This is a genomic window from Shinella sp. OV683, from assembly GCF_057787725.1.
This window is the reverse complement of record NZ_CM173543.1, coordinates 2,895,890-2,915,623: the sequence shown is the minus strand read 5'-3', so window position 1 is coordinate 2,915,623 and position 19,734 is coordinate 2,895,890. Positions and strand designations below refer to the sequence as shown.

19 protein-coding genes are annotated in these 19,734 nt (G+C 58.3%); 7 read left to right on the top strand and 12 right to left on the bottom strand.

Annotation, left to right across the window (positions count from 1 at the left end; genetic code table 11):
- The first annotated feature begins 1 nt into the window (after window position 1).
- Both ACXHRN_RS13930 and ACXHRN_RS13925 read left to right on the top strand, forming a co-directional pair.
- Complete coding sequence (locus ACXHRN_RS13930; RefSeq protein WP_488636911.1) at window positions 2–616, top strand: uracil-DNA glycosylase family protein; 615 nt, start codon at window positions 2–4, stop codon at window positions 614–616.
- A gap of 65 nt (window positions 617–681) precedes the next feature.
- The gene (locus ACXHRN_RS13925) at window positions 682–1,170 is read left to right on the top strand and encodes an Lrp/AsnC family transcriptional regulator (protein ID WP_488636910.1); all 489 of its coding nucleotides are present in this window, start codon (window positions 682–684) and stop codon (window positions 1,168–1,170) included.
- Between the two features lie 45 nt (window positions 1,171–1,215).
- Here ACXHRN_RS13925 and ACXHRN_RS13920 read toward each other — a convergent pair whose 3' ends face one another.
- The 8 genes from ACXHRN_RS13920 to ACXHRN_RS13885 all read right to left on the bottom strand — a co-directional run bounded on the left by ACXHRN_RS13920 (window position 1,216) and on the right by ACXHRN_RS13885 (window position 9,058).
- Window positions 1,216–1,914: a DNA alkylation repair protein gene (locus ACXHRN_RS13920; protein ID WP_488636909.1), complete on the bottom strand. Its 699-nt coding sequence runs from the start codon at window positions 1,912–1,914 to the stop codon at window positions 1,216–1,218.
- Window positions 1,911–2,825, bottom strand: a complete 915-nt coding sequence (locus ACXHRN_RS13915) for an NAD(P)-dependent oxidoreductase (RefSeq protein ID WP_488641904.1) — start codon at window positions 2,823–2,825, stop codon at window positions 1,911–1,913. The genes ACXHRN_RS13920 and ACXHRN_RS13915 overlap by 4 nt, the downstream gene beginning before the upstream one ends.
- A gap of 47 nt (window positions 2,826–2,872) precedes the next feature.
- Window positions 2,873–5,041, bottom strand: coding sequence for a hypothetical protein (locus ACXHRN_RS13910; RefSeq protein WP_488636908.1), 2,169 nt, complete (start codon window positions 5,039–5,041; stop codon window positions 2,873–2,875).
- Window positions 5,042–5,145: 104 nt separating this feature from the next.
- On the bottom strand, window positions 5,146–5,967 hold the full coding sequence (locus ACXHRN_RS13905; RefSeq protein WP_488636907.1) for a class I SAM-dependent methyltransferase: 822 nt from the start codon (window positions 5,965–5,967) through the stop codon (window positions 5,146–5,148).
- A gap of 65 nt (window positions 5,968–6,032) precedes the next feature.
- A complete protein-coding gene (locus ACXHRN_RS13900; protein ID WP_488636906.1) occupies window positions 6,033–6,299 on the bottom strand; it encodes an usg protein in 267 nt (88 codons plus the stop codon).
- Window positions 6,300–6,446: 147 nt separating this feature from the next.
- Complete coding sequence (locus ACXHRN_RS13895; protein WP_488636905.1) at window positions 6,447–7,277, bottom strand: ABC transporter permease; 831 nt, start codon at window positions 7,275–7,277, stop codon at window positions 6,447–6,449.
- Window positions 7,274–8,047: an ABC transporter permease gene (locus tag ACXHRN_RS13890; protein ID WP_488641903.1), complete on the bottom strand. Its 774-nt coding sequence runs from the start codon at window positions 8,045–8,047 to the stop codon at window positions 7,274–7,276. Before ACXHRN_RS13890 ends, ACXHRN_RS13895 begins: the two co-directional genes overlap by 4 nt.
- Window positions 8,048–8,278: 231 nt before the next feature.
- Window positions 8,279–9,058 carry an ABC transporter substrate-binding protein gene (locus ACXHRN_RS13885; RefSeq protein ID WP_488636904.1) on the bottom strand — a complete coding sequence of 260 codons (780 nt, stop codon included), beginning with the start codon at window positions 9,056–9,058 and terminating at the stop codon, window positions 8,279–8,281.
- Between the two features lie 327 nt (window positions 9,059–9,385).
- Between ACXHRN_RS13885 and ACXHRN_RS13880 the strand changes: the two genes are divergently transcribed.
- Both ACXHRN_RS13880 and ACXHRN_RS13875 read left to right on the top strand, forming a co-directional pair.
- Window positions 9,386–11,320, top strand: coding sequence for an OmpA family protein (locus ACXHRN_RS13880; protein ID WP_488636903.1), 1,935 nt, complete (start codon window positions 9,386–9,388; stop codon window positions 11,318–11,320).
- Between the two features lie 120 nt (window positions 11,321–11,440).
- A complete protein-coding gene (locus ACXHRN_RS13875) occupies window positions 11,441–11,920 on the top strand; it encodes a hypothetical protein (RefSeq protein WP_488636902.1) in 480 nt (159 codons plus the stop codon).
- Window positions 11,921–11,925: 5 nt separating this feature from the next.
- Here the strand turns inward: ACXHRN_RS13875 and trmFO are convergent, their stop codons facing one another.
- The 4 genes from trmFO to ACXHRN_RS13855 form a co-directional block, all read right to left on the bottom strand.
- Complete coding sequence (trmFO, locus tag ACXHRN_RS13870; RefSeq protein WP_488636901.1) at window positions 11,926–13,335, bottom strand: methylenetetrahydrofolate--tRNA-(uracil(54)-C(5))-methyltransferase (FADH(2)-oxidizing) TrmFO; 1,410 nt, start codon at window positions 13,333–13,335, stop codon at window positions 11,926–11,928.
- Between the two features lie 120 nt (window positions 13,336–13,455).
- Window positions 13,456–13,599 carry a DUF1127 domain-containing protein gene (locus ACXHRN_RS13865; protein WP_488636900.1) on the bottom strand — a complete coding sequence of 48 codons (144 nt, stop codon included), beginning with the start codon at window positions 13,597–13,599 and terminating at the stop codon, window positions 13,456–13,458.
- Window positions 13,600–14,010: 411 nt separating this feature from the next.
- The gene (locus ACXHRN_RS13860) at window positions 14,011–14,748 is read right to left on the bottom strand and encodes a hypothetical protein (protein ID WP_488636899.1); all 738 of its coding nucleotides are present in this window, start codon (window positions 14,746–14,748) and stop codon (window positions 14,011–14,013) included.
- A 13-nt stretch (window positions 14,749–14,761) separates the two neighbouring features.
- Entirely contained in the window at window positions 14,762–16,285 is a 1,524-nt protein-coding gene (locus tag ACXHRN_RS13855) for a caspase family protein (protein WP_488636898.1), read from the bottom strand.
- A gap of 218 nt (window positions 16,286–16,503) precedes the next feature.
- On the opposite strand from ACXHRN_RS13855, the gene tpiA reads away from it, so the two are divergent.
- The 3 genes from tpiA (at window position 16,504) to pyrG (ending at window position 19,715) form a co-directional block, all read left to right on the top strand.
- Window positions 16,504–17,271, top strand: coding sequence for a triose-phosphate isomerase (gene tpiA / locus ACXHRN_RS13850; RefSeq protein WP_488636897.1), 768 nt, complete (start codon window positions 16,504–16,506; stop codon window positions 17,269–17,271).
- A gap of 150 nt (window positions 17,272–17,421) precedes the next feature.
- Window positions 17,422–17,946, top strand: coding sequence for a preprotein translocase subunit SecG (gene secG / locus ACXHRN_RS13845; RefSeq protein WP_488636896.1), 525 nt, complete (start codon window positions 17,422–17,424; stop codon window positions 17,944–17,946).
- Window positions 17,947–18,086: 140 nt separating this feature from the next.
- The gene (gene pyrG / locus ACXHRN_RS13840; protein WP_488636895.1) at window positions 18,087–19,715 is read left to right on the top strand and encodes a CTP synthase; all 1,629 of its coding nucleotides are present in this window, start codon (window positions 18,087–18,089) and stop codon (window positions 19,713–19,715) included.
- Window positions 19,716–19,734: the final 19 nt, after the last annotated feature.

The following is a 19,734-nucleotide window of genomic DNA, read 5'->3' as shown; positions in this document are numbered from 1 at the left end:
GATGACCGACGACCTCGAAACATTGCGACTGGATATTGCCGCCTGTCGGATCTGTCGCGATGCGCCACTCGGCGGACCTGCCAGACGCCTGCCGCATGAGCCAAGACCGGTGGCGGTGCTGTCGTCGATGGCACGAATCCTGATCGCCGGCCAGGCGCCCGGCCTCAGGGTGCATGAAAGCGGCATACCGTTCAACGATGCGTCGGGCGACAGGCTGCGGGACTGGCTGGGTGTTTCCCGGGAGCAGTTCTATGATCCCAGCAAGTTCGCCATCCTGCCGATGGGCTTTTGCTTTCCCGGTTACGACAGCAAGGGCTCGGACCTGCCGCCACGCCGCGAATGTGCACCGCGTTGGCGAGACGAGGCAGTCTTGGCAATGCCGCAGGTCAGGCTGGTGCTGGCGGTGGGAGGTTATGCGCAGGCCTGGCATCTCGGTTTGAAGGCCGGCGCATCGATGACGCAGACTGTTGCCGATTGGCGGATTCACCTGGAGAAAGGTATATTGCCGCTGCCGCATCCGAGCTGGCGCAACACAGGTTGGATCCACAAGAATCCCTGGTTCGAGCAGGAACTGTTGCCGAAGCTCAAAAATCTTGTTTTGCAGTGGATTTCCTGAAACAAGATTCCATATTGTTCTGTAATTGATGTAGACGTCGGAAAATTATTTCCCTGGAGGCGCCAATGGACCGGCTTGATAGAAAAATCCTGAGACTACTGCAGGAGGATTCTACCCTTGCAGTGGCCGATCTCGCCAAGAAGGTTGGCCTGTCGACGACCCCTTGCTGGCGCCGTATCCAGAAGATGGAAGAAGACGGCGTCATCAAGCGCCGTGTCGCCATTCTCGATCCGGTGAAGGTCAACACCAAGGTCACCGTCTTCGTGTCGATCCGCACCAACGCGCATTCGATCGAATGGCTGAAGCGCTTCTCCGAGGTGATCGCCGAATTTCCCGAAGTGGTCGAATTCTACCGCATGAGCGGCGATGTCGATTATCTCCTGCGTGTCGTCGTGCCGGATATCGCCGCCTATGACGCCTTCTATAAGCGCATGATCGCCAAGATCGAAATTCGCGACGTCTCTTCGGCTTTCGCGATGGAGCAGATCAAATACTCGACTGAACTGCCGCTCGACTACATGATCCTGGAACAGCCGAAGAGCCAGGAAGACTGACGAGGCACCTGCTACGGCAGGCGCAACCGTGTGCGAAGAGGTCGGCTACTTTGCCCGCAGGTTGGTGAGCACTTTCTCGCCCGCCAGTTCCTTAACGGCGTCCTTGCCGATCCAGCGTGCGGTCTTGTCCGCGCTCTCGGCGAGCTTTTGGGCCAGCGCGAGCGCAGGCGTATGACAAGTCGCGCTGCGCTTGCCGATCTGGCGGAGCGCCCAGTTCACAGCCTTCTTGACGAAGTTGCGCGGATCGGATGCATGCTGTTCTATCAGTGGCAACCACACGAGTAGCGTCGCATCCGGCTCCTTCTTCATGTGCACCGCGCTCCAGGCGATCATCGCAAAGGCGGTGCGGCGGACGAACTCGCGCTCGTCGGCGGCAAATTCCGGAACGAGCACGGATTGTAGGCCAGCGTCGCAGAAGAGGTCGCTAGCCGCATCGACGATTTCCCACGAGTTGAACTCAGGCGACCAGCGGCGCGCCTGCTCCAACGTCACCTTCTTCGGCTCGTCGGTAAACGCTGCCAGCAACCGTGCCTCGCGGATGTTGCTTTCCCAGAGTTCTAGCGCCCGCTCGTGATCGCGCTTGATCTTTCGGGCCAGCGGCCGCAGCACGGCGTTGGAGATGCCGAGTGCGGTGCCCGTCTCGATGCCGAAGCGCGCCATGCCAGCGATATTCGCCTCATCCCGCAACGTATGCAGATGCGCGATGATATCCTGCGCTGACGAGGCGGGCCCAGGTTCGGTCATTTTTCCAATCGTGCCAACAGTGACGATGTATCCCAGCGCTTGCCGCCCATTTGCTGCACGTCGCCATAGAACTGATCGACGAGTGCTGCGACTGGCAATTTGGCGCCATTGCGGCGCGCCTCGTCGAGGCAGATCGACAGGTCCTTGCGCATCCAGTCGACGGCGAAGCCGAAGTCGAACTTGCCGGCATCCATCGTCTTGTGACGGTTTTCCATCTGCCAGGAACCGGCCGCACCCTTTGAAATAACATCGATGACCGTTTGTACATCGAGGCCCGCGCGCTTGGCGAAATGCACGCCTTCGGCCAGGCCCTGGACGAGTCCGGCGATGCAGATCTGGTTGACCATCTTGGCGAGCTGGCCGGAGCCAGCAGGTCCCATCAGGCCGACCATGCGGGCATAGGCGTCGATGACAGGCTTGGCTTTCTCGAACACGTCGGGCTTGGCGCCGCACATCACAGTCAGCACGCCGTTTTCGGCGCCGGCCTGCCCACCGGAGACGGGCGCATCCACGAAGAAGCAGCCCCTGGCTTCGGCGGCAGCCTCCAGCTCGCGAGCCACTTCGGCGCTGGCGGTGGTGTTGTCGATAAGTATCGCGCCGGGCTTCATCGTTGAAATGCAGCCATCCGCACCGAGTGTCACGGCACGCAGGTCGTCGTCATTGCCGACGCAGCTAAAGACGAAGTCGGCGCCCTTGGCCGCCTCTGCCGGCGTTGCCGCATGGCTGCCGCCAAATTCCGTCGCCCATTTCTCTGATTTGGCCGCGGTCCGATTGTAGACGGTGACATCGTGGCCGCCCTTGACCTTCAGATGCCCTGCCATCGGGTAGCCCATCACACCCAAACCGATAAACGCGACCTTTGCCATCCAACATTCTCCTGCTTTTCTGTTTGGCGCAGGATTAGCCGAAATGGCGAGGAGGGGAAAGAGGCAGGCCCGGCTTCGAAGGGACTATGGCTCTAGGTCTGATCCTTTGGCGTGTCTTTGTCAGCGCCGGCCTGCTCCTCCTCTGCAGCGACAGCAGGTGGATCTTCTGCTTCGAGGGGTGTTGCTGGCTCATTTTCTGCCGGGGCTTCTTTCTTCGCAACGTCGGCCTTCTGTTCCTCTGTGTTCACTGCGGTCTGGATCGGATCGGCTTGCTTGTCGCTCGTATCGATCGCTTGCGTTGTGTTAGCTATGGGGGTGTCTGCCGCTTGCTCCGGATTTTTTTCGGCTGAATCGGGACCCGTGCCGCCGCTTTTTTCTTTCTCCACATCCGCCGCCTTGAGTTTGTCTGCCTCCTTGTTTTCAACCCATGCGGTGCAGAGTGCGTCGATGTAGTCCTGACGGACCTTCATGCGTTTGGAATCGGGGAAGCAATCCGCCTGTTCCCCCAAGCTGTCGCTAATGTCGAGCCATAGGCGCCGCAAGCGACGGATATGCAAATCGTCGCTGATCCAGACCATCAGATGTTCCACAGCTTGAGTGAGCGCGGCTTCCGCAGGCTCGATGACGTGCGCCGGTGCCGCACCGTCGGCGCCAACGGCCTGCTCCAGCTTGACGGCAGGTGCCTTGCGGATCTGCTGCCGCGCCCAGGTACAGTATTCCTCAACCGACACCTGTCTGGGAAAGCCGTTGGTATCGGTGATCAGGAACTTGAATTGGCTGATGCCTGCTGCCTTCCTGAGATTTTCGGTAGGCGCGAAGAGTATGCTTGCATAGATATCGTCGAACACCTCCGGCGAGAACTTGCTGTCGATCGCCCGTTCCAGATCGAAGATCGTTCGTATATTGACCTCTCGGAACATCATGAACCGCTCCTGTCCGACGATGTGGCAGAGCTGCGCCTGGGCGACCCAATCGATCGTCTGGTAGATGCCATAGGGCGTTTCGATATGCAGCATGACGGGATTGTAGGTGGCGAGATTCTGCACATCGTAGATTCCACATTCCTCCAGGCGGAACCGTGTTTCGAAATCGATACCGTCGATGATGTCGAGCGATATGATCCGAGAGACCGGCACAAAACGGTCATCGGTGGTCTTGATCCAGGAGATCAGCGATTGCAATTTGATCAGCAGGAACTTGGTCGAACTGGCTGGCAGGAGCCCCAGCACAGGGGCGAGGGCGAACCGCAGCCAGGGAATGCCGCTGTCGGTCGGTCCCATTGCCGAGGGCAGGATACGGGGTGTTTGCTGCTGGTCATCAGTTGTTGGGCTAGGTTGGTTCTCACCGGCCGCCGCTGGCTGTTTCTGACCAGCATCGGATGCTGTCTCGGTCTGAAGTAGTTTCGCGCCGGACGCATCGGTCGCCGGTTTCGCCTGATCGGCAGCAATTGCATCAATGGGCTTTTGATCGCTGGCTTTGTTTTCGGCCTCCAACTGCCGTTGCTGCACTTCGATCCGATTCAATTGGCTGACGATGCTGTCCGGCAGCATCAACTTACCGACATTGAAGAAGGGATCGGGAAATGCGCGATAGACCAGCATGACCAGCAAGACGGAGAACATGATTTCTCCGCTGTGTCGCAGAAAGGAAAAAGCCGAGAGGTCGAAGAGCGCGAGGCTCCGCAGCAACATTCTGACGGATGCCACGAAGGCTCCGACAAACGCCAGTGCGCCAATGACAAGCATTTGCTGATTGACAGATCCGGTGCCCGGCACACACGCCGAAATGGCGGCGAAGTTGCAGGAGAATGCGCCGAAGATTGCCTTGAAGCCGTAGTAACAGACGATCATGAAGCCGATGGAGGCGACGTACATGCGCCTGCTTGATCTGCTACCAACTTTTCCGGCGCATTCGATATACAATTTTAGCTTGTCGTCTTCGTCCCGCAACTTGTCGATTTGTTCTTGTTGCGCGGCAGTTAGCTTGATGTCGGAAATATATTTGGATTTGACGAATTCGAAACTCGGATTGTAGGTGCCGGTTTTGCCGTTATTGCCATTGTACATCTTGAAGGACAGCATGAAATCCAGGATGGCGCGAAGGCGCCTGAGAAGTATTTCATGTCGTGCGTAAAGCAAGAGAATGGGGGTCAACGCTGCCAGCGCCAGCGAAAACCAACTGAATGAGGCGAGATAATCAATGATCGGCTTTGGCGTTCCGAACAGAGAAAAGAAGAATTTCTCCCATGAACTTGTGTCCATCTTGCTTCCCCCAAAAGAACCCTGGGGGAAGTTAAGAAGAAAATTTTCCCATGTGGCAACCAATTAGATGCAATTTGAAGTTTAAATTCAATCTATGATTGTTTCTATCGTTTCCGAGCCGCGACCAGATGCCCGGCGATCGGTTTGCCGTCTTCCAGCCGCACCGTGATGTCCCGCATTTCAATGATGTCGAAGCCTGCTCCGTCCAGAACCTTGCGTACATATCCCTCGGCGTGGGCAAAGCGCTGGTGCGGGCCAACCATGAAATCGCGGCCGTCGAGGACGTCAGCGGGAAGGGTTTCGGACGAGAAGAAGAAATGGCCGCCGGCTTCCAGATTATCGGCGACGCCGAATATCAGTTCTTCCAAGAACCCGAGATAAGGCAGGACGTCGGTCGCGGTGATGATGTCGAACGGGCCGTCGTCATTATCCTCGAGATAGTCTGCGGCTTCGGCCACATAGAGCGTCTCGTAGAGGTCCTTTTCATGCGCAACCTCGACCATGTTTTCGGAGATATCGAGGCCGGTCATCTCGTCGACAATGTCGCGCAGCGCCCCGCCGGTAAGGCCGGTGCCGCACCCCAGGTCCAGCAACTTCTTGAAAGGTCCGAGTTTTAGCGCCTGGATCTGTTGCAGCACCAATAGCGGCACGCAATATTCGAGCTGGTCGACGAGGATGGATTCGAACGCATCCGCATGCTGGTCGAACAAAGTAGCCACATAGGCGTCCGGAGCTTTCGGCGGCACCTCGCCAAGGCCCATCGAGGCGATGCGCACGGCGGCTCCTCCATGGTCTTCGGGGTCGAGTTCCAAAACCTTGCGATAGGCTTCGGCTGCCTCCTGGAATCTCCCGGACTTTTCGAGCGCCAAAGCGTTGTTATAGGCGTCTGCCAACGTCGCTTCGTCGATCTTGTTTTTCTTCGCCATATCGAGCCGTGCCTTCCGAGCCGTTTGACGGGCTCATAAGGCCTCTGTCAGGCAAAGGCAATCAATCAGTGCAGGATGAACTCGCCTTTCAGCGCCCGCCATTCGGTGGGTGTGATCAACCTGTTATGTTCATAGCGCACCGAGTGCAGAATGCCGTCCAGTTTTTCCCGCCAGAATTTCAGGAATTTCGACATTTCCGGAAAGTCGGGGGCTATATCGTAGTGCTGCCAGACAAAGGTCTGCAGCAGGCTGGGGTGGTCCGGCAGGCGATAGATGATTTCGGCAGTCGTCAGTCCATAGCCCTTGAGCCGTAGGTCTAGTTCTCTCGTCATGGCAACCTCCACAGGTCTTCCGAGTTGCCTGAACATTGAACGCCTTTTATGCTTAACCGAAGCTTAACGCTTGGTGCTGTTTATGACATTTCGATGAAAAATCAATGTGTTGGCAGCAATGCCAGTCGAGTGCTGCCAACTTTGCGCCTATCGCTTCAAATGTCTGGTTAGCCGCCGCTCAAGTGCATTCCACACATTGCGCAACAGCTCGACGATCGCGAGATACAGGATCGCCGCCCAGAGATACATCTGGAAATCAAAAGTCCTCGAATAGGCGTACTTCGTTTCGCCCATCAGATCGAAGACGGTGACGACGGCGACAATCGCTGAGCCCTTGACCATCAGGATGATCTCGTTGCCGTAGGGTCGGAGCGCCACCATCAGTGCCTGCGGCAGGATCACGTGCCGGAAGGCTCTGATCTTGTGCAGTCCCAAGGCGTTGCACGCTTCGGTCTGGCCGCGCGGCACGCTTTCGATGGCGCCACGCAGGATTTCTGCCTGATAGGCTGCGGTGTTGAGCATGAAGGCAAACAAGGCACAGAAATATGCTTCCTTGAAGAACCACCACATGTTGATCGCTTCGAAGAACGACCTGAAACTGCCCAGACCGTAATAGATCAGGTAGAGTTGGGCGATCAGCGGCGTGCCCCGGAAAAAGTACACGTAGCCATAGGAAACCGAGGACAATAGCCGCGAACTGCTCATGCGCGCGAATGCAATCGGCAGGGACAGGATCGCTCCAAGCACGATTGACGTTACGACCAGCTGCAGCGTCACGCCGAGCCCATGGATCATCCGTGGCCCATATTTGAAGAATTTTTCCTGGTTGAAGCCCTGGTACATATACCAGGCGGCGCTGATGAAAATCACCAGCCACAGAGCCATGAAGAAACTGCCGGCAAAGCGTCCCAGCGAGTATGGCTTTTCAACGATCGTGGGTGGCGCCTGCGGCGGGACGATTTCGGTCGCATAGGTCATCGGCGAACCTCCGCGCGTCTGGCTTGTCGCTCGATCCAGGAGAAGATGACCGAAGACGCGAGCGCCAGCACCAAAAACAGCAGGCAGGCGATAGAGAAGAAGAGGAATGTGTGCTTGGTCACCTTGGCCGCAATACCCGCCTGCCTGAGGATGTCGGTAAGCCCGATGGCCGAAACCAAAGCTGTATCCTTGAGCAATGTCATCCATAGATTGCCAAGGCCGGGCAGGGCGATGCGCAGCAATTGCGGCAGGATAACCAGCCGCATCGTCTGGTTCTTTGTCAGGCCAATAGCATAGCCGCCTTCATACTGGCCCTGCGGAATGGCCTTGAATGCCGATTGCAGCACCTCGGCGCAGTAGGCTGAGAAGACGATGCCGATCGCGATCATCCCTGCAATGAAGGTGTTGATCTCCACGGGAGCGGTAATGCCCAGCGGTTCCAACGCACGTTGAAGCACCAGTGGCATGCCGAAAAAGATGATGAAAAGCGTCAGCAGTTCCGGAAGACCGCGGAAAATCGTCGTGTAGATATCTGCGGCGGTCCTGAGCTGCGGAAACTCAGATTGCTTGGCAAGCGCCAGAAAGAACCCGATGAACAGGCCGACGGGCAGCGTGCAGAGCGCGAGGCTGGTGGTGACGTAAAAACCGAAGGCGATTTCATCACCCCAGCCGGCACTTCCGCAAGACAGCAGCCCTTCGCCGGCGAACAGCGAGAAAATGCCAACCTTGCCGCACAATGGATCGATTGCTGCCAGAACGGGGTGAAGCATGGACCAGATCGTTGAGAAGAACCCGTCGATGACAGCCCAGACCGGCGTGAAGAAACTATCCGTGCTTTCTGCCGTAACGACTGCGTCGCCCTGCATTCTTTTCCCCTGTCCCGGTTCCGGGTTCTATTTATTTGCGATCGCCGAACGGATCGGTCGCCGCTAGTTATTTACTCAAACAAAAATGACGGAAGGGCAACCCTTCCGTCATCGTTTTACGCCGATTTCCGCCGATCAGCTGCCATAGACGTCGAATGGGAAGTACTTGGCATTGATTTCCTGATACTTGCCGTTGGCCCGGATTGCCTTGATTGCCGCGTTGAATTTTTCGCGCAGCGCATCCTCACCCTTGCGGACCGCAATGCCAGCGCCTTCGCCGTTGATCACCGGGTCGATCGGCAACGTGCCGAGCAGCTTGCAGCATGCGCCGTCCGGTGTCTTCAGCCATTCCGACAACACGACGACGTCGTCGACGGCGCCGTCGATGCGGCCATTGGCGAGGTCGAGCTTGTATTCGTCAGCCGTCGGATAAAGCTTGAGCTCGGACTTCTTCATATGCGCTTCGGCATAGTTGGAATGGGTCGTCGAGGCCTGTGCGCCGAGCACCTTGCCGTCGAGCGCATTTTCGGTTGCGGCCGTGATGGTCGAATCCTTCGGCACGGCGATGGCCGGCGGGGTATTGTAGTATTTTTCCGTGAAGTCGACCTTTTCCTTGCGCTCCGGCGTGATCGACATGGAAGCCACGATAGCGTCGAATTTCTTTGCCTGGAGGGCGGGAATGATGCCGTCCCAATCCTGGGTCACGAAGGTGCATTCGGCCTTCATCTCGTCGCACAGCGCCTTGGCAATGTCGACGTCGAAGCCGGTAAGCGTACCGTCCGATTCCAGGTTGTTGAAGGGTGGATAGGCGCCTTCCGTGCCGATCACGATCTTGTCGGCGGCGTGAGTGGCACCGGCAACGGCCGAGAGAATCGAGATAGTGGCGGCAAAAGCAAGACGTTTGGTCATGCGCATGTTTTTTCCCCTGTTTTAAGTACCACGCCGCAGGGTTGTTGCTGGTAAAGCGGCATGGACGGTTTTGGCGAAGCTATTTCACTCCGCGCTAAACCAATATTCGTATGCTTTCCGACGGAAATGCAACATCAAAGAAGAGTTTGTCATGAAAACTTTTCAGCTGACGAATTAATCAATGTGAACGGGAACTGAACCACGAGTTCAGTGTCGGTAAAGGCTCGTCATCCTAGTGTCACCTTCGGGACCAAATCACCAGAATCACAAAAAAGCCCGGAAACTGCGCAGATTTGGCGAGCAGAATCAGAGAAAGCAAAGAGGAACACATCGATGGCGTTTAAAAATAAGCTTCTTGCCACGGCCGCAATCCCGTTGATTGCGCTTGCCTGGATGGAGCCGGCCTTCGCAACCACGCTTGTACGGCCAGCTGTGCCGGTTGAGGCACAGTCGCTGGTGATCAAGGTCCAGTCCGACGAGGAACTTCTTCAGCAACAGCAGAAGAAGGAACGCCGTGAGCAGCGCAAGCAACGCAACCAGCAGGAACAGGGTGCCGCACAGGATAGTTCTCAAGACAATTCGCAGGACGCAGAGCAGCCCAAGCGCAGGAAGAAGAACGCCGAAGCGCAGCAGGAGCAGCAGATTCAACAACAGGATGTGCAGCAGGACAACGTCCAGGACGTCGCACCGCCGAAGCGCAAAAAGAAGAATGCCGAGGCCCAGGATCAGCAGATGCAGCAGCAGGACATGCAGCAGCAGGACCAGTCCCAGGACACCCAGCCGGTAAGGCGCAAGAAGAAGAACGCCGAAGCTCAGCAAGACCAGCAGATGCAGCAGGACCAGCAGCAATCCGGCGATGCCGAGCAGGTAAAGCCACGCAGGAAGAAGAATGCAGAGGCGCAGGATCAGCAGATCCAGCAGGACAATCAGCAGTCTGGCGATGCGGAGCAGGTAAAGCCGCGCAAGAAGAAGAAGAACGCTGACGCGCAGCAGGACAATGCCAACGGCTCCATCGAGGAAATCGAGACGCAGAAGCCCAAGAAGAACGCCGATGCGGCAGATGAGGCGCAGTCCAGCGACAAGGCTGCGGCCGACAAGCCCGAGCGCATCCGGAAGCGCAAGGAGATTGCAGCCGATCCGTCGAAGACCAGCGATACGATCGAACTGCCGGTCGCCAATGGCGCCGCCGTCCTCGACAGCGACAAGGACGCCGACAAGCGCGGCGGTGATCGGGAGCGCCGCAAGCGCGAACGCGAAGAAGGCAAGCCCGCTCGGGTACCGAAGTCCGACAAGGATGCTCAGGCTGGCTTCAAGGGTGACAAGGGCAAGCCTGTTCGAATCGATCCTGTGCTTGAGGAAAGGGGTCAGCGGATCACTGGCTTCCAAGGCTACGACTATGGCGATGGCCGTCGCGTCGGCAAACACGATGACGACTTCCGCGTCATCATCAACATCGATGGTCGGGTTGTCGTACGCGACGACGACCGCGGCCGTCTCGGCCGTCACGGTGAAACCCGCTACGAACAACTCGGCAACGGTCGTATCCGCGAGGTCGTCATCCGGCCGGATGGCGATCGCATCGTGACGGTTCGTAATCGTTGGGGCGAAATCATTCGCCGCTCGCGCATCGATCGCCGCGATCGCGAAGTGGTGATCTTCTATTCGCCGCTGCTCGAGCAGGGCCGTGATCGCCTCTATCTGCGTGATGCCGGTGAGGACTTGCCGCCGATGCGCCTGCGCGTTCCGCTGCGCGACTACATTGCCGATGTCTCGAGCGAGCCGGACCGCGACTACGAGGAGTTCCTCGAGCAGCCGCCGGTCGAGCCGGTGGAGCGCGTCTACTCGGTCGATGAAGTCAAGTACTCCGCCCGTATCCGCGACAAGGTGCGCCGTATCGATCTTGATACCATCACCTTCGAAACCGGCAGCGCCGAGATCGACATGGGCCAGGCCGGTTCGCTGAAGCGCGTGGGCGCTGCCATCAAGGACATTCTCGACCGCGATCCGGGCGAAACGTTCCTGATCGAAGGCCATACCGATGCCGTCGGCTCCGATGAATCCAACCTGGTTCTGTCGGATGAGCGCGCAGAATCGGTCGCCAACGTGCTTTCGGACCTGTTCGAGATCCCGGCTGAAAACCTGGTGACCCAGGGCTATGGCGAGCGGTTCCTGAAGGTCGACAGCGACGGTCCGGAGCGGCTGAATCGCCGTGTTACGATCCGCCGCATCACCTCGCTGGTTCGGCCGATTGCCGCAAACGAGGAATAGGTCCTTAACCATCTTCTAAAATGCATAACGCCGGAAGCACGCTTCCGGCGTTATCTATTCGTACTTACCAGTAGATCGCGGGGTGTTTCACAGCCCGCGCAAGCTTCGGGGAGTAGGAGCATGACAAATATAGGAATGGAGGATGTCATGGTCGTGTTGCTTTGGTCGGTGATCATCGTGGCGTTTTTGCTGTTCTTCTTCTGGGCTACCAACATGGTCAAGCAACAGACGGAAGACGAACGTTTCGACGCAGGCCTCGCTATCGTCGAATTTGGCCGGGCCTATCCGACGGAAGCCATTCGCAACGTCATCATGTCAGCCGATGGCGAAATGGTGTTCCTGAGATTGTGGACGGGCCGCACCGGCTGCATGCGCCGCAACGGAAACCGCTTTTTCTGCCACATGATCGACCCCTCGGCCGTCAACGTCACGCCGTCTGCGGACGGTTCGGGCCTGGTTCTGGATTTTCCGGGCCTGAAAGCGATGTCCGGAGAATTCCCCTTCCGCTCGTCGCGTGATGCGGCGGAGGTATCGTTGTGGCTGCTCGGCAGCCTCGCGACCAAGGCTGAGACGCGGCTCGGAATGCCGAGCCACGCCTGATCTGATCAGCCTGCGGTTTCCAACCACTCGCGGCAATGCGCCAGCGCGCGTGCTGCGATCGACCGGCGCTTGGCGACAATCTTGTCCTTGCCCTTCAAACGCTTGCCGTCCACAGTCGTGATCACACTACCCGGCTCGGGCTCGGGAAACAGACCGAAATTGATGTTCATCGGCTGGAACGACCGCTTGCCGGGTTCCGCGTCTGAGACGATATGGCCGCCGGTGATGTGATTGAGCAACGCGCCGAAGGCCGAGGTAATCGGTGGCGGCATGATTTGCTTGCCCAGCCGATCCGCCGCTGCAAAACGTCCTGCCAGCAGACCGACGCTTGCGCTTTCGACATAGCCCTCACAGCCGGTAATCTGGCCAGCGAAGCGCAAGCCGGGACGCGACTTCAACATTAATGTCGGGTCGAGCAGTACGGGTGAGTTGATGTAGGTATTGCGATGCAGGCCGCCGAGGCGTGCAAATTCGGCATTCTCCAGGCCGGAGATCATCCGCAGGATGTCCGTCTGGGCGCCGTATTTCAGCTTGGTCTGGAAACCGACCATATTGTAGAGCGTGCCCAGCGCATTGTCCTGGCGGAGTTGCACGACAGCGTAAGCCTTGACTGTCGGGTTATGCGAATTCGTCAACCCCATCGGCTTCATCGGGCCGTGCCGCAGGGTCTCGACGCCGCGCTCGGCCATGATTTCGATCGGCAGGCAGCCATCGAAATAGGGCACGTGCTCCCAATCCTTGAATTCGGTCTTGTCGCCGGTCTTCAGCGCCTCGACGAAGGCCTCGTATTGCTCACGAGTCATCGGGCAATTGATGTAGTCCTTGCCGGTGCCGCCGGGGCCCACCTTGTCGTAGCGCGACTGGAACCAGCAGACATCCATGTTGATCGTATCGCGATAGATAATCGGCGCGATCGCGTCGAAGAAGGAGAGGGAATCGGCGCCGGTTGCCGAGCGGATCGATTCTGCCAGCGACGGCGCCGTCAGCGGGCCCGTGGAGACGATGACATTGTCCCACTCTTCGGGCGGCAGGCCGGAAATTTCCTCTCGTACGATGCTGATCAGCGGATGGTTGGAGATCTCATGCGTCACAGCTTCGGCAAAGCCTTCGCGGTCGACTGCCAGCGCGCCGCCGGCTGGCACCTGGTTGCGATCTGCGGCAGCCATGATCAGCGAGCCGGCAAGCCGCATCTCGGCATGCAGGACGCCGACGGCATTGGAGGTCGAATCGTCGGAGCGAAAGGAATTGGAGCAGACCAGCTCGGCGAGGCTGTCGGTCTTGTGGGCGTCAGTGGCGCGAACGCCGCGCATCTCGTGCAGGATGACCGGAACGCCGCGATTGGCGATCTGCCAGGCAGCTTCTGAACCAGCGAGGCCGCCGCCGATGATGTGAATGGGGGAGGGTAATGTCGTCATGGCGGGCTCATATCACGTGCGATTTAGTTTACCAAGACCGCTATCCGGATGCAAAAGCCGAAATGCAAAACGGCGCCGAAAGGCGCCGCTTTTGTTTCCCTAGACTTGACCGTGCTTCTCTTAACGGAAGGAACGGGCCGCAATGTTGCGGATCTGGTAACGGTTCACACCGATGTCGGAGAGCGTGTCGTTCGACAGGTTGGACAGTTCAGAAATCGTGCGGCGATAGTTGACCCAATTGGATACGATACGGAGCGGGTTCATGATATTTTCCTCTTCAGACTTTTAAGTGCGCCGGCATGTGCCGCGCTTCAAACTTGAGATCCTTATACACTTGTGTAATAAGAATGTGCAGTGCAAAAAATATGCAACTGCCATGCAAATATGCATGCATCGCCTCATTTTCAGGCGGCGATCAAAATTTTGGCTTCCATTAACAACAGGTTGACGGCATTTGCCGAGAGGCCGAGAAACGCACTCGGTTGCGATCAGGTGCAATGCAGCTGAATCGCGTGTTTTTCTAAAAACAATATAGAAATTAACGACTTACAGGTTTGCACGACAAGCGGGCAATGGTTTTGTGCATTGCAGCATGGTTAACGCTATAAACGGGCCAAAAAACCAAGACGCCGCGCGAGGCGGGGCTTGGTCATGCATGATTGTTGTGCAGGTCGATCAGCCCGACCGAAGCAGCGTTTTCGTCGAGTCCACGGCGACCGAGATATCTTGATAATGCGCGTAGCGGCGCTCAGAATTTTCGCCCGAGCGGAGCAACTCTGTGGTGGCTTCATTGATCACATCGGTGGCCTTGGCCATCGCATCCGGAACAGCTTCGCGCTTGATGGCGGTGTATTTGCGGCGCTTCTTGAAGCGCGGATTGGCATCGACCGGCGCCTCAAGTTTCGGCGCATTGCGATCCTGGTAGGCCGACACGATGCGGCCGAGCCGGCCGCTTGCCTTTCTGAGAATCTGCTTGGCCTCGCGATACTCACTGTTGTCGGGCAGCGAGGCGACGAGCATGTCTATGCCCTGCCGCAGGCAGTCGATGCGATAGACTTCGTCATATTGGCCGCATTCCCGGCGAATGGAGCTGAAGTCGAGGACGATCTTGCGGGTCATGAGCTGGGAGAGAGGAAGCTCGATACGGCTTCTGTCCTTATCCGGATTATGGGAATTGCTTTGACTGTCCTTGCCGGGATTGGGGTGATCGACCGACTGCCGAGCCGGCGGTTCGCGGAACGCTGCAAAAATCGTTTCGAGCTCGGACGTTGCCGCGCGCATTTTCGCATCCCGACCGGCGCCGGGCAGGGCGGCTTTAGGCATGATGGATGCAGCGGCCGGCGCCACGCCATAAAATGTCATCGACATCAAGAGGACGGCACGAATGGAGTAATCGGCAGTTTTCCCTAGCATTTCAACGGTTCCCTCAATCCACCTTTTCACCAAAGGCGATCCGCATGCTGCGCTGCGTCCCCTGGCCGATACTGCCATCGATCTTGCCCGAATAGAAACTGTTTTTGGCCAGTTCCGTCTGCAAGGCCTTGCGGGTTGCGGGCTTGAACTGGTTGGGTCGTTCGGAGAGCTGGGCAAGCACATCTTTCACGCCCGAGCGGAGTGCGGCGTAGAGATAGCGGGCCGCATCCTCGGACGTCTTGCCCTTGACCACGCCGTCGTCGATCAGTGCGGCGACATTGTACATCGCCTGCGGATGACGAAGATCGGCTGCCTTGAGGAAGAGGTCGATGCCCTTCTGCGGATCACGCTTGAGACCACTTGCCCCCTGATAGTAGAGGAAGCCGAGATCATTGATCGCATCGGCAAAGCCGAGATCGGCCGACTTTTGGTAGAGGTCGATCGCCTTGGCAAAATCCTGATTGGTGCCGATACCCTTCTCATAGAGTTTGCCAAGTTCGAACATCGCTTCCGGATCGCCATTATCGGCTGCGCGAGTGAAGAGCTCGAACGCCTTCTGTGGCTTGAAACGGGATTTGTCGGGGCTCAGCGACATGTAGCCGAGCCCGATCATGGCGCGGACATTGCCGTCGTCTACCAGCGAGGCAAGCTGCAGCTCCTGATCCGCTGCCAGCGAGCCCCAGGCCACCTTGCGATCGTCGATCGAGGCGACATTCATGTCCGAGCCCGCGAGGAAATACGGGACGCCCGACAGCGAGCCGTAGAAATGCGGCTCCTGCTTGTTCTTGGTCTCGGCCATGACGATGTCGCGCACCTTGCGGAACATCATGCCGATTTCGATGTCGCGGGCCGGCAATTCCTTGATCAAGGCGCGGGCAAACGGACTGTGCCCACCTTCGCCGTCAAGCGCCACTTCGCCTTCCTTGGCGGCATAGACGACTAGCATGCCCTTGTCTGCCGACGGTGTCGCTAGGCCGCCGGAGCGGATCTTGGTGACTTCACCGGTCTGGTAGTCGGGCGAACTTGCCTTGGCGACTTCCTGCAGCGGCCAATCGGCAAAGGGATTGTTGCGGCAGGAATCGAGGATGACGATGCGCAGCTTGCGCGCATTCCCGACGGTTTTGAGCAGCGCCTTGAGCGTGATGGCCTGCGAGGCGATCTGCTCGGGCTTGGAAATCTTCACATCGACCGGAATCAGGAAGTTCTCGCCGCCGAGTTCGACGCCGTGGCCGGCATAGTAGACCATGGCGATATCGGCGGTCTCTGCGTCAAAGGAGAATGTGTTGAGCGTGTTGACGAGATCGGCGAGCGGCTGGTCGATGGAAGTCTTCACCTCGAAGCCGAGCTTTTTCAGCGTCATCGAGATTTCGTTGGCATCCTTGACCGTGTTGGCCAGCGACGGAATGTTCTGGTATTTCGACATGCCGATGACCAGCGCAATGCGGGCCGCAGCCTCGGCCGAGACGACCGAAGCCATGAGCAGCAGGGTAGCCAGCAGTCCGGCAGCCAAGCGTGCGTTGCGGATCAAGGCGGGCATGATGCAGTTTCCTTTGTCGCGGGCGGGGACGTCGCATTAGGCCCGGCACGCGGATTGAAGTCTTCGAAATGAAAACGGTCAATCCTGCCGTTTTATTCTTTGGTCTGCTGCTGGCGTTTTTATGGTCAAGCGAGTCTGCTGCCGAACTTTCGCTTGCGATATTTTTACCGCTTCTGGTACAGCGAAGGCAACACATGGGCAAGCGAGGGGGAAATCGAATGACGCCAAAGGTCCGGCCGCTGGTCGCAGGCAACTGGAAAATGAATGGCACACGCGATTCGTTGAATGAATTGAAGGCGATCGCCGAAGGCATCGCGCCGTTGGCCGACAAGATCGACGCGCTGATCTGCCCACCGGTAACGCTGCTCTATGTGGCAACCGCACTGGTGACCGATAGCCCGCTGAAGATCGGCGCCCAGGACTGCCATGTCGCCAAATCTGGTGCCTTTACCGGCGACATCTCCGCCGAGATGGTCGCCGATTGCTTCGGCACCTATGTCATCGTCGGCCATTCCGAACGCCGTACCCTGCATGGCGAAAACGACGCTCTGGTACGCGCCAAGGCTGAAGCTGCCCATGCTGCCGACCTCACCGCCATTATCTGCATCGGCGAGACCGAAGCCGAGCGCAAGGGCGGCACGACGCTTGAGGTTCTCAAGCGCCAGCTTGCCGGCTCGATCCCGGACGGCGCCACGGCGCATCGCACGGTCATCGCCTATGAGCCCGTCTGGGCGATCGGCACCGGCCTGACCCCGACCGCAGAGGATGTGCGCGAAGCGCATGCATTCATGCGTGAAGAGCTCACCAAGCGTTTCGGCGGCGAGGGCGCGAAGATGCGCATTCTCTATGGCGGCTCGGTAAAGCCGTCCAATGCCAAGGAATTGATGAGCATCGCCAATGTCGATGGTGCCCTGATTGGTGGTGCGAGCTTGAAATCGGCGGACTTCCTAGCCATTTCTCAAGTCTACAGCGAAATCGGTGCCTAGTAGCGGGGCGCGCTAAACGCGAATCCGCCCACAGCCTTTCTCTGCATTTAACCGTGAAAGGCTCTAAGGGGCTTTCAAATTAAACAAGGCTCGTGTAAGAGCGCCCCAATTGTAGGATTTGTCCGGGAACGCTCGGACGGGATTGGACTTATGCAGACCGTATTGATCGTGATCCATTTGATGATCGTGCTGGCGCTTGTCGGCGTCGTGCTTATCCAGCGTTCCGAAGGCGGTGGCCTCGGCATCGGCGGCGGCTCCGGCTTCATGAGCGCCCGTGGCGCGGCCAATGCGCTGACGCGCACGACCGCGATCCTGGCGGCTCTGTTCTTCGTGACCTCGCTGGGCCTCGGCATTCTGGCGCGCTACGAAGGCCGGCCGACCGATATCCTCAACAAGCTTCCGACCACGACGTCGGGCGACAAGAGCCTGCTCGATACGCTGGGCCCGTCGAAGGACAAGAAGACCGAAGAAAAGCCGGCTGATCCGAATGCGATTCCGACCGGCGGCGACAACACCAATGTCGTCAAGCCTGCTGACAAGGCGACCGAAGCCAAGCCCGCCGACGTCAAGCCTGCCGATGCGGCTGCCACCGACGCCAAGCCCGCGGTCGACCCGGCGGCTGTTGCCAAGCCCGCCGACGCGGCAAAGGATCCGGCGCCAGCGCAGGCCAAGTGATCCACTGAAAAACATTCATAAACCGGCGGGATTTCCTGCCGGTTTTTTCGTGGGAAGGGCTTTGCCTTTCCCAGGAAAATTCGTTTTGGTTGAAATTATCACTGGCGGAATCAGCCAGGAAGAAGTAACGGGTAAAGCCCATGGCGCGATATGTTTTCATTACTGGCGGTGTGGTTTCTTCCCTCGGGAAGGGGATCGCAGCCGCAGCACTTGGGGCGTTGCTGCAAGCTCGGGGATACCGGGTCCGCATACGCAAACTTGACCCTTACCTCAATGTCGATCCCGGTACGATGAGCCCGACCCAGCACGGGGAAGTGTTCGTGACCGACGACGGCGCCGAGACCGACCTGGATCTCGGCCACTACGAGCGGTTCACGGGGCGCTCAGCCAGTAAGGCCGACAACATCACCACCGGCCGCATCTACAAGAACATCATCGACAAGGAACGTCGTGGCGACTATCTCGGCGCGACCGTCCAGGTCATTCCGCACGTCACCAATGAGATCAAGGATTTCGTGATCAGCGGCAACGACGGCTACGACTTCGTCATCTGCGAAATCGGTGGCACGGTCGGCGATATCGAGGCAATGCCATTCGTTGAGGCGATCCGCCAGCTTGGCAACGACCTGCCGCGCAACACTGCCGTCTATCTGCATCTGACATTGATGCCCTATATCCCGGCGGCCGGCGAACTCAAGACCAAGCCGACCCAGCATTCCGTCAAGGAACTGCAGGCGATGGGCATCCATCCCGATATCCTGCTGGTCCGCGCCGATCGCGAGATTCCGGAAGCCGAGCGCCGCAAGCTGTCGCTGTTCTGCAATGTCCGACTGTCCGCCGTCATCCAGGCGCTTGATGTCGCCAGCATCTATGACGTGCCGATCGCCTACCACAAGGAAGGCCTTGACGACGAAGTGCTTGCCGCCTTCGGCATCGAGCCGGCGCCACAGCCGCGTATGGAATCGTGGGAAGAGGTTTCCCGCCGCATCCACAATCCGGAAGGCGCTGTTACGATTGCCATCGTCGGCAAATATACCGGCCTCAAGGATGCCTATAAGTCCTTGATCGAGGCACTTTACCATGGCGGCATCGCCAACCAAGTGAAGGTCAATCTCGAGTGGATCGAATCCGAGGTCTTCGAAAAGGAAGATCCGTCGCCTTATCTCGAGAAGGTGCACGGCATCCTGGTGCCGGGCGGCTTCGGTGAGCGCGGTTCGGAAGGCAAGATCCAGGCAGCCAAGTTCGCCCGCGAGCGCAAGGTACCCTATTTCGGCATCTGTTTCGGCATGCAGATGGCCGTCATCGAAGCGGCCCGCAACCTGGCCGGTGTCGAGAAGGCCTCGTCCACCGAATTCGGCAAGACTTCCGAGCCGGTCGTCGGCTTGATGACCGAATGGATCAAGGGCAACGAACTCGAAAAACGTTCTGCCAGCGGCGACCTCGGCGGTACGATGCGCCTCGGCGCCTATCGCGCGGTTCTGAAGAAGGACACCAAGATCGCCGACATCTACGAGTCCACCGAGATTTCCGAGCGCCATCGTCATCGCTATGAGGTCAATGTCGACTACAAGGACCGGCTGGAAAAGTGCGGCCTGGTGTTCTCGGGCATGTCACCGGACGGCGTATTGCCGGAAACGATCGAGTATCCCGACCATCCTTGGTTCATCGGCGTTCAGTACCATCCGGAGTTGAAGAGCCGTCCGTTCGAGCCGCATCCACTGTTTGCCAGCTTCATAACCGCCGCTCTGGAGCAGAGCCGGCTGGTTTGACCTGCCTTGCTTGCTGAAA

What these genes read in the sequence shown, in the direction of transcription:
- ACXHRN_RS13885 (WP_488636904.1), bottom strand. Translation starts at nt 9,058, where the DNA reads ATGCGCATGACCAAACGTCTTGCTTTTGCCGCCACTATCTCGATTCTC.
- ACXHRN_RS13900 (WP_488636906.1), bottom strand. Translation starts at nt 6,299, where the DNA reads ATGACGAGAGAACTAGACCTACGGCTCAAGGGCTATGGACTGACGACT.
- tpiA (WP_488636897.1), top strand. Translation starts at nt 16,504, where the DNA reads ATGACGCCAAAGGTCCGGCCGCTGGTCGCAGGCAACTGGAAAATGAAT.
- trmFO (WP_488636901.1), bottom strand. Translation starts at nt 13,335, where the DNA reads ATGACGACATTACCCTCCCCCATTCACATCATCGGCGGCGGCCTCGCT.
- ACXHRN_RS13910 (WP_488636908.1), bottom strand. Translation starts at nt 5,041, where the DNA reads ATGGACACAAGTTCATGGGAGAAATTCTTCTTTTCTCTGTTCGGAACG.
- ACXHRN_RS13880 (WP_488636903.1), top strand. Translation starts at nt 9,386, where the DNA reads ATGGCGTTTAAAAATAAGCTTCTTGCCACGGCCGCAATCCCGTTGATT.
- ACXHRN_RS13930 (WP_488636911.1), top strand. Translation starts at nt 2, where the DNA reads ATGACCGACGACCTCGAAACATTGCGACTGGATATTGCCGCCTGTCGG.
- ACXHRN_RS13875 (WP_488636902.1), top strand. Translation starts at nt 11,441, where the DNA reads ATGACAAATATAGGAATGGAGGATGTCATGGTCGTGTTGCTTTGGTCG.
- ACXHRN_RS13855 (WP_488636898.1), bottom strand. Translation starts at nt 16,285, where the DNA reads ATGCCCGCCTTGATCCGCAACGCACGCTTGGCTGCCGGACTGCTGGCT.
- pyrG (WP_488636895.1), top strand. Translation starts at nt 18,087, where the DNA reads ATGGCGCGATATGTTTTCATTACTGGCGGTGTGGTTTCTTCCCTCGGG.
- ACXHRN_RS13905 (WP_488636907.1), bottom strand. Translation starts at nt 5,967, where the DNA reads ATGGCGAAGAAAAACAAGATCGACGAAGCGACGTTGGCAGACGCCTAT.
- secG (WP_488636896.1), top strand. Translation starts at nt 17,422, where the DNA reads ATGCAGACCGTATTGATCGTGATCCATTTGATGATCGTGCTGGCGCTT.
- ACXHRN_RS13925 (WP_488636910.1), top strand. Translation starts at nt 682, where the DNA reads ATGGACCGGCTTGATAGAAAAATCCTGAGACTACTGCAGGAGGATTCT.
- ACXHRN_RS13895 (WP_488636905.1), bottom strand. Translation starts at nt 7,277, where the DNA reads ATGACCTATGCGACCGAAATCGTCCCGCCGCAGGCGCCACCCACGATC.
- ACXHRN_RS13920 (WP_488636909.1), bottom strand. Translation starts at nt 1,914, where the DNA reads ATGACCGAACCTGGGCCCGCCTCGTCAGCGCAGGATATCATCGCGCAT.
- ACXHRN_RS13860 (WP_488636899.1), bottom strand. Translation starts at nt 14,748, where the DNA reads ATGCTAGGGAAAACTGCCGATTACTCCATTCGTGCCGTCCTCTTGATG.
- ACXHRN_RS13865 (WP_488636900.1), bottom strand. Translation starts at nt 13,599, where the DNA reads ATGAACCCGCTCCGTATCGTATCCAATTGGGTCAACTATCGCCGCACG.
- ACXHRN_RS13890 (WP_488641903.1), bottom strand. Translation starts at nt 8,047, where the DNA reads ATGCTTCACCCCGTTCTGGCAGCAATCGATCCATTGTGCGGCAAGGTT.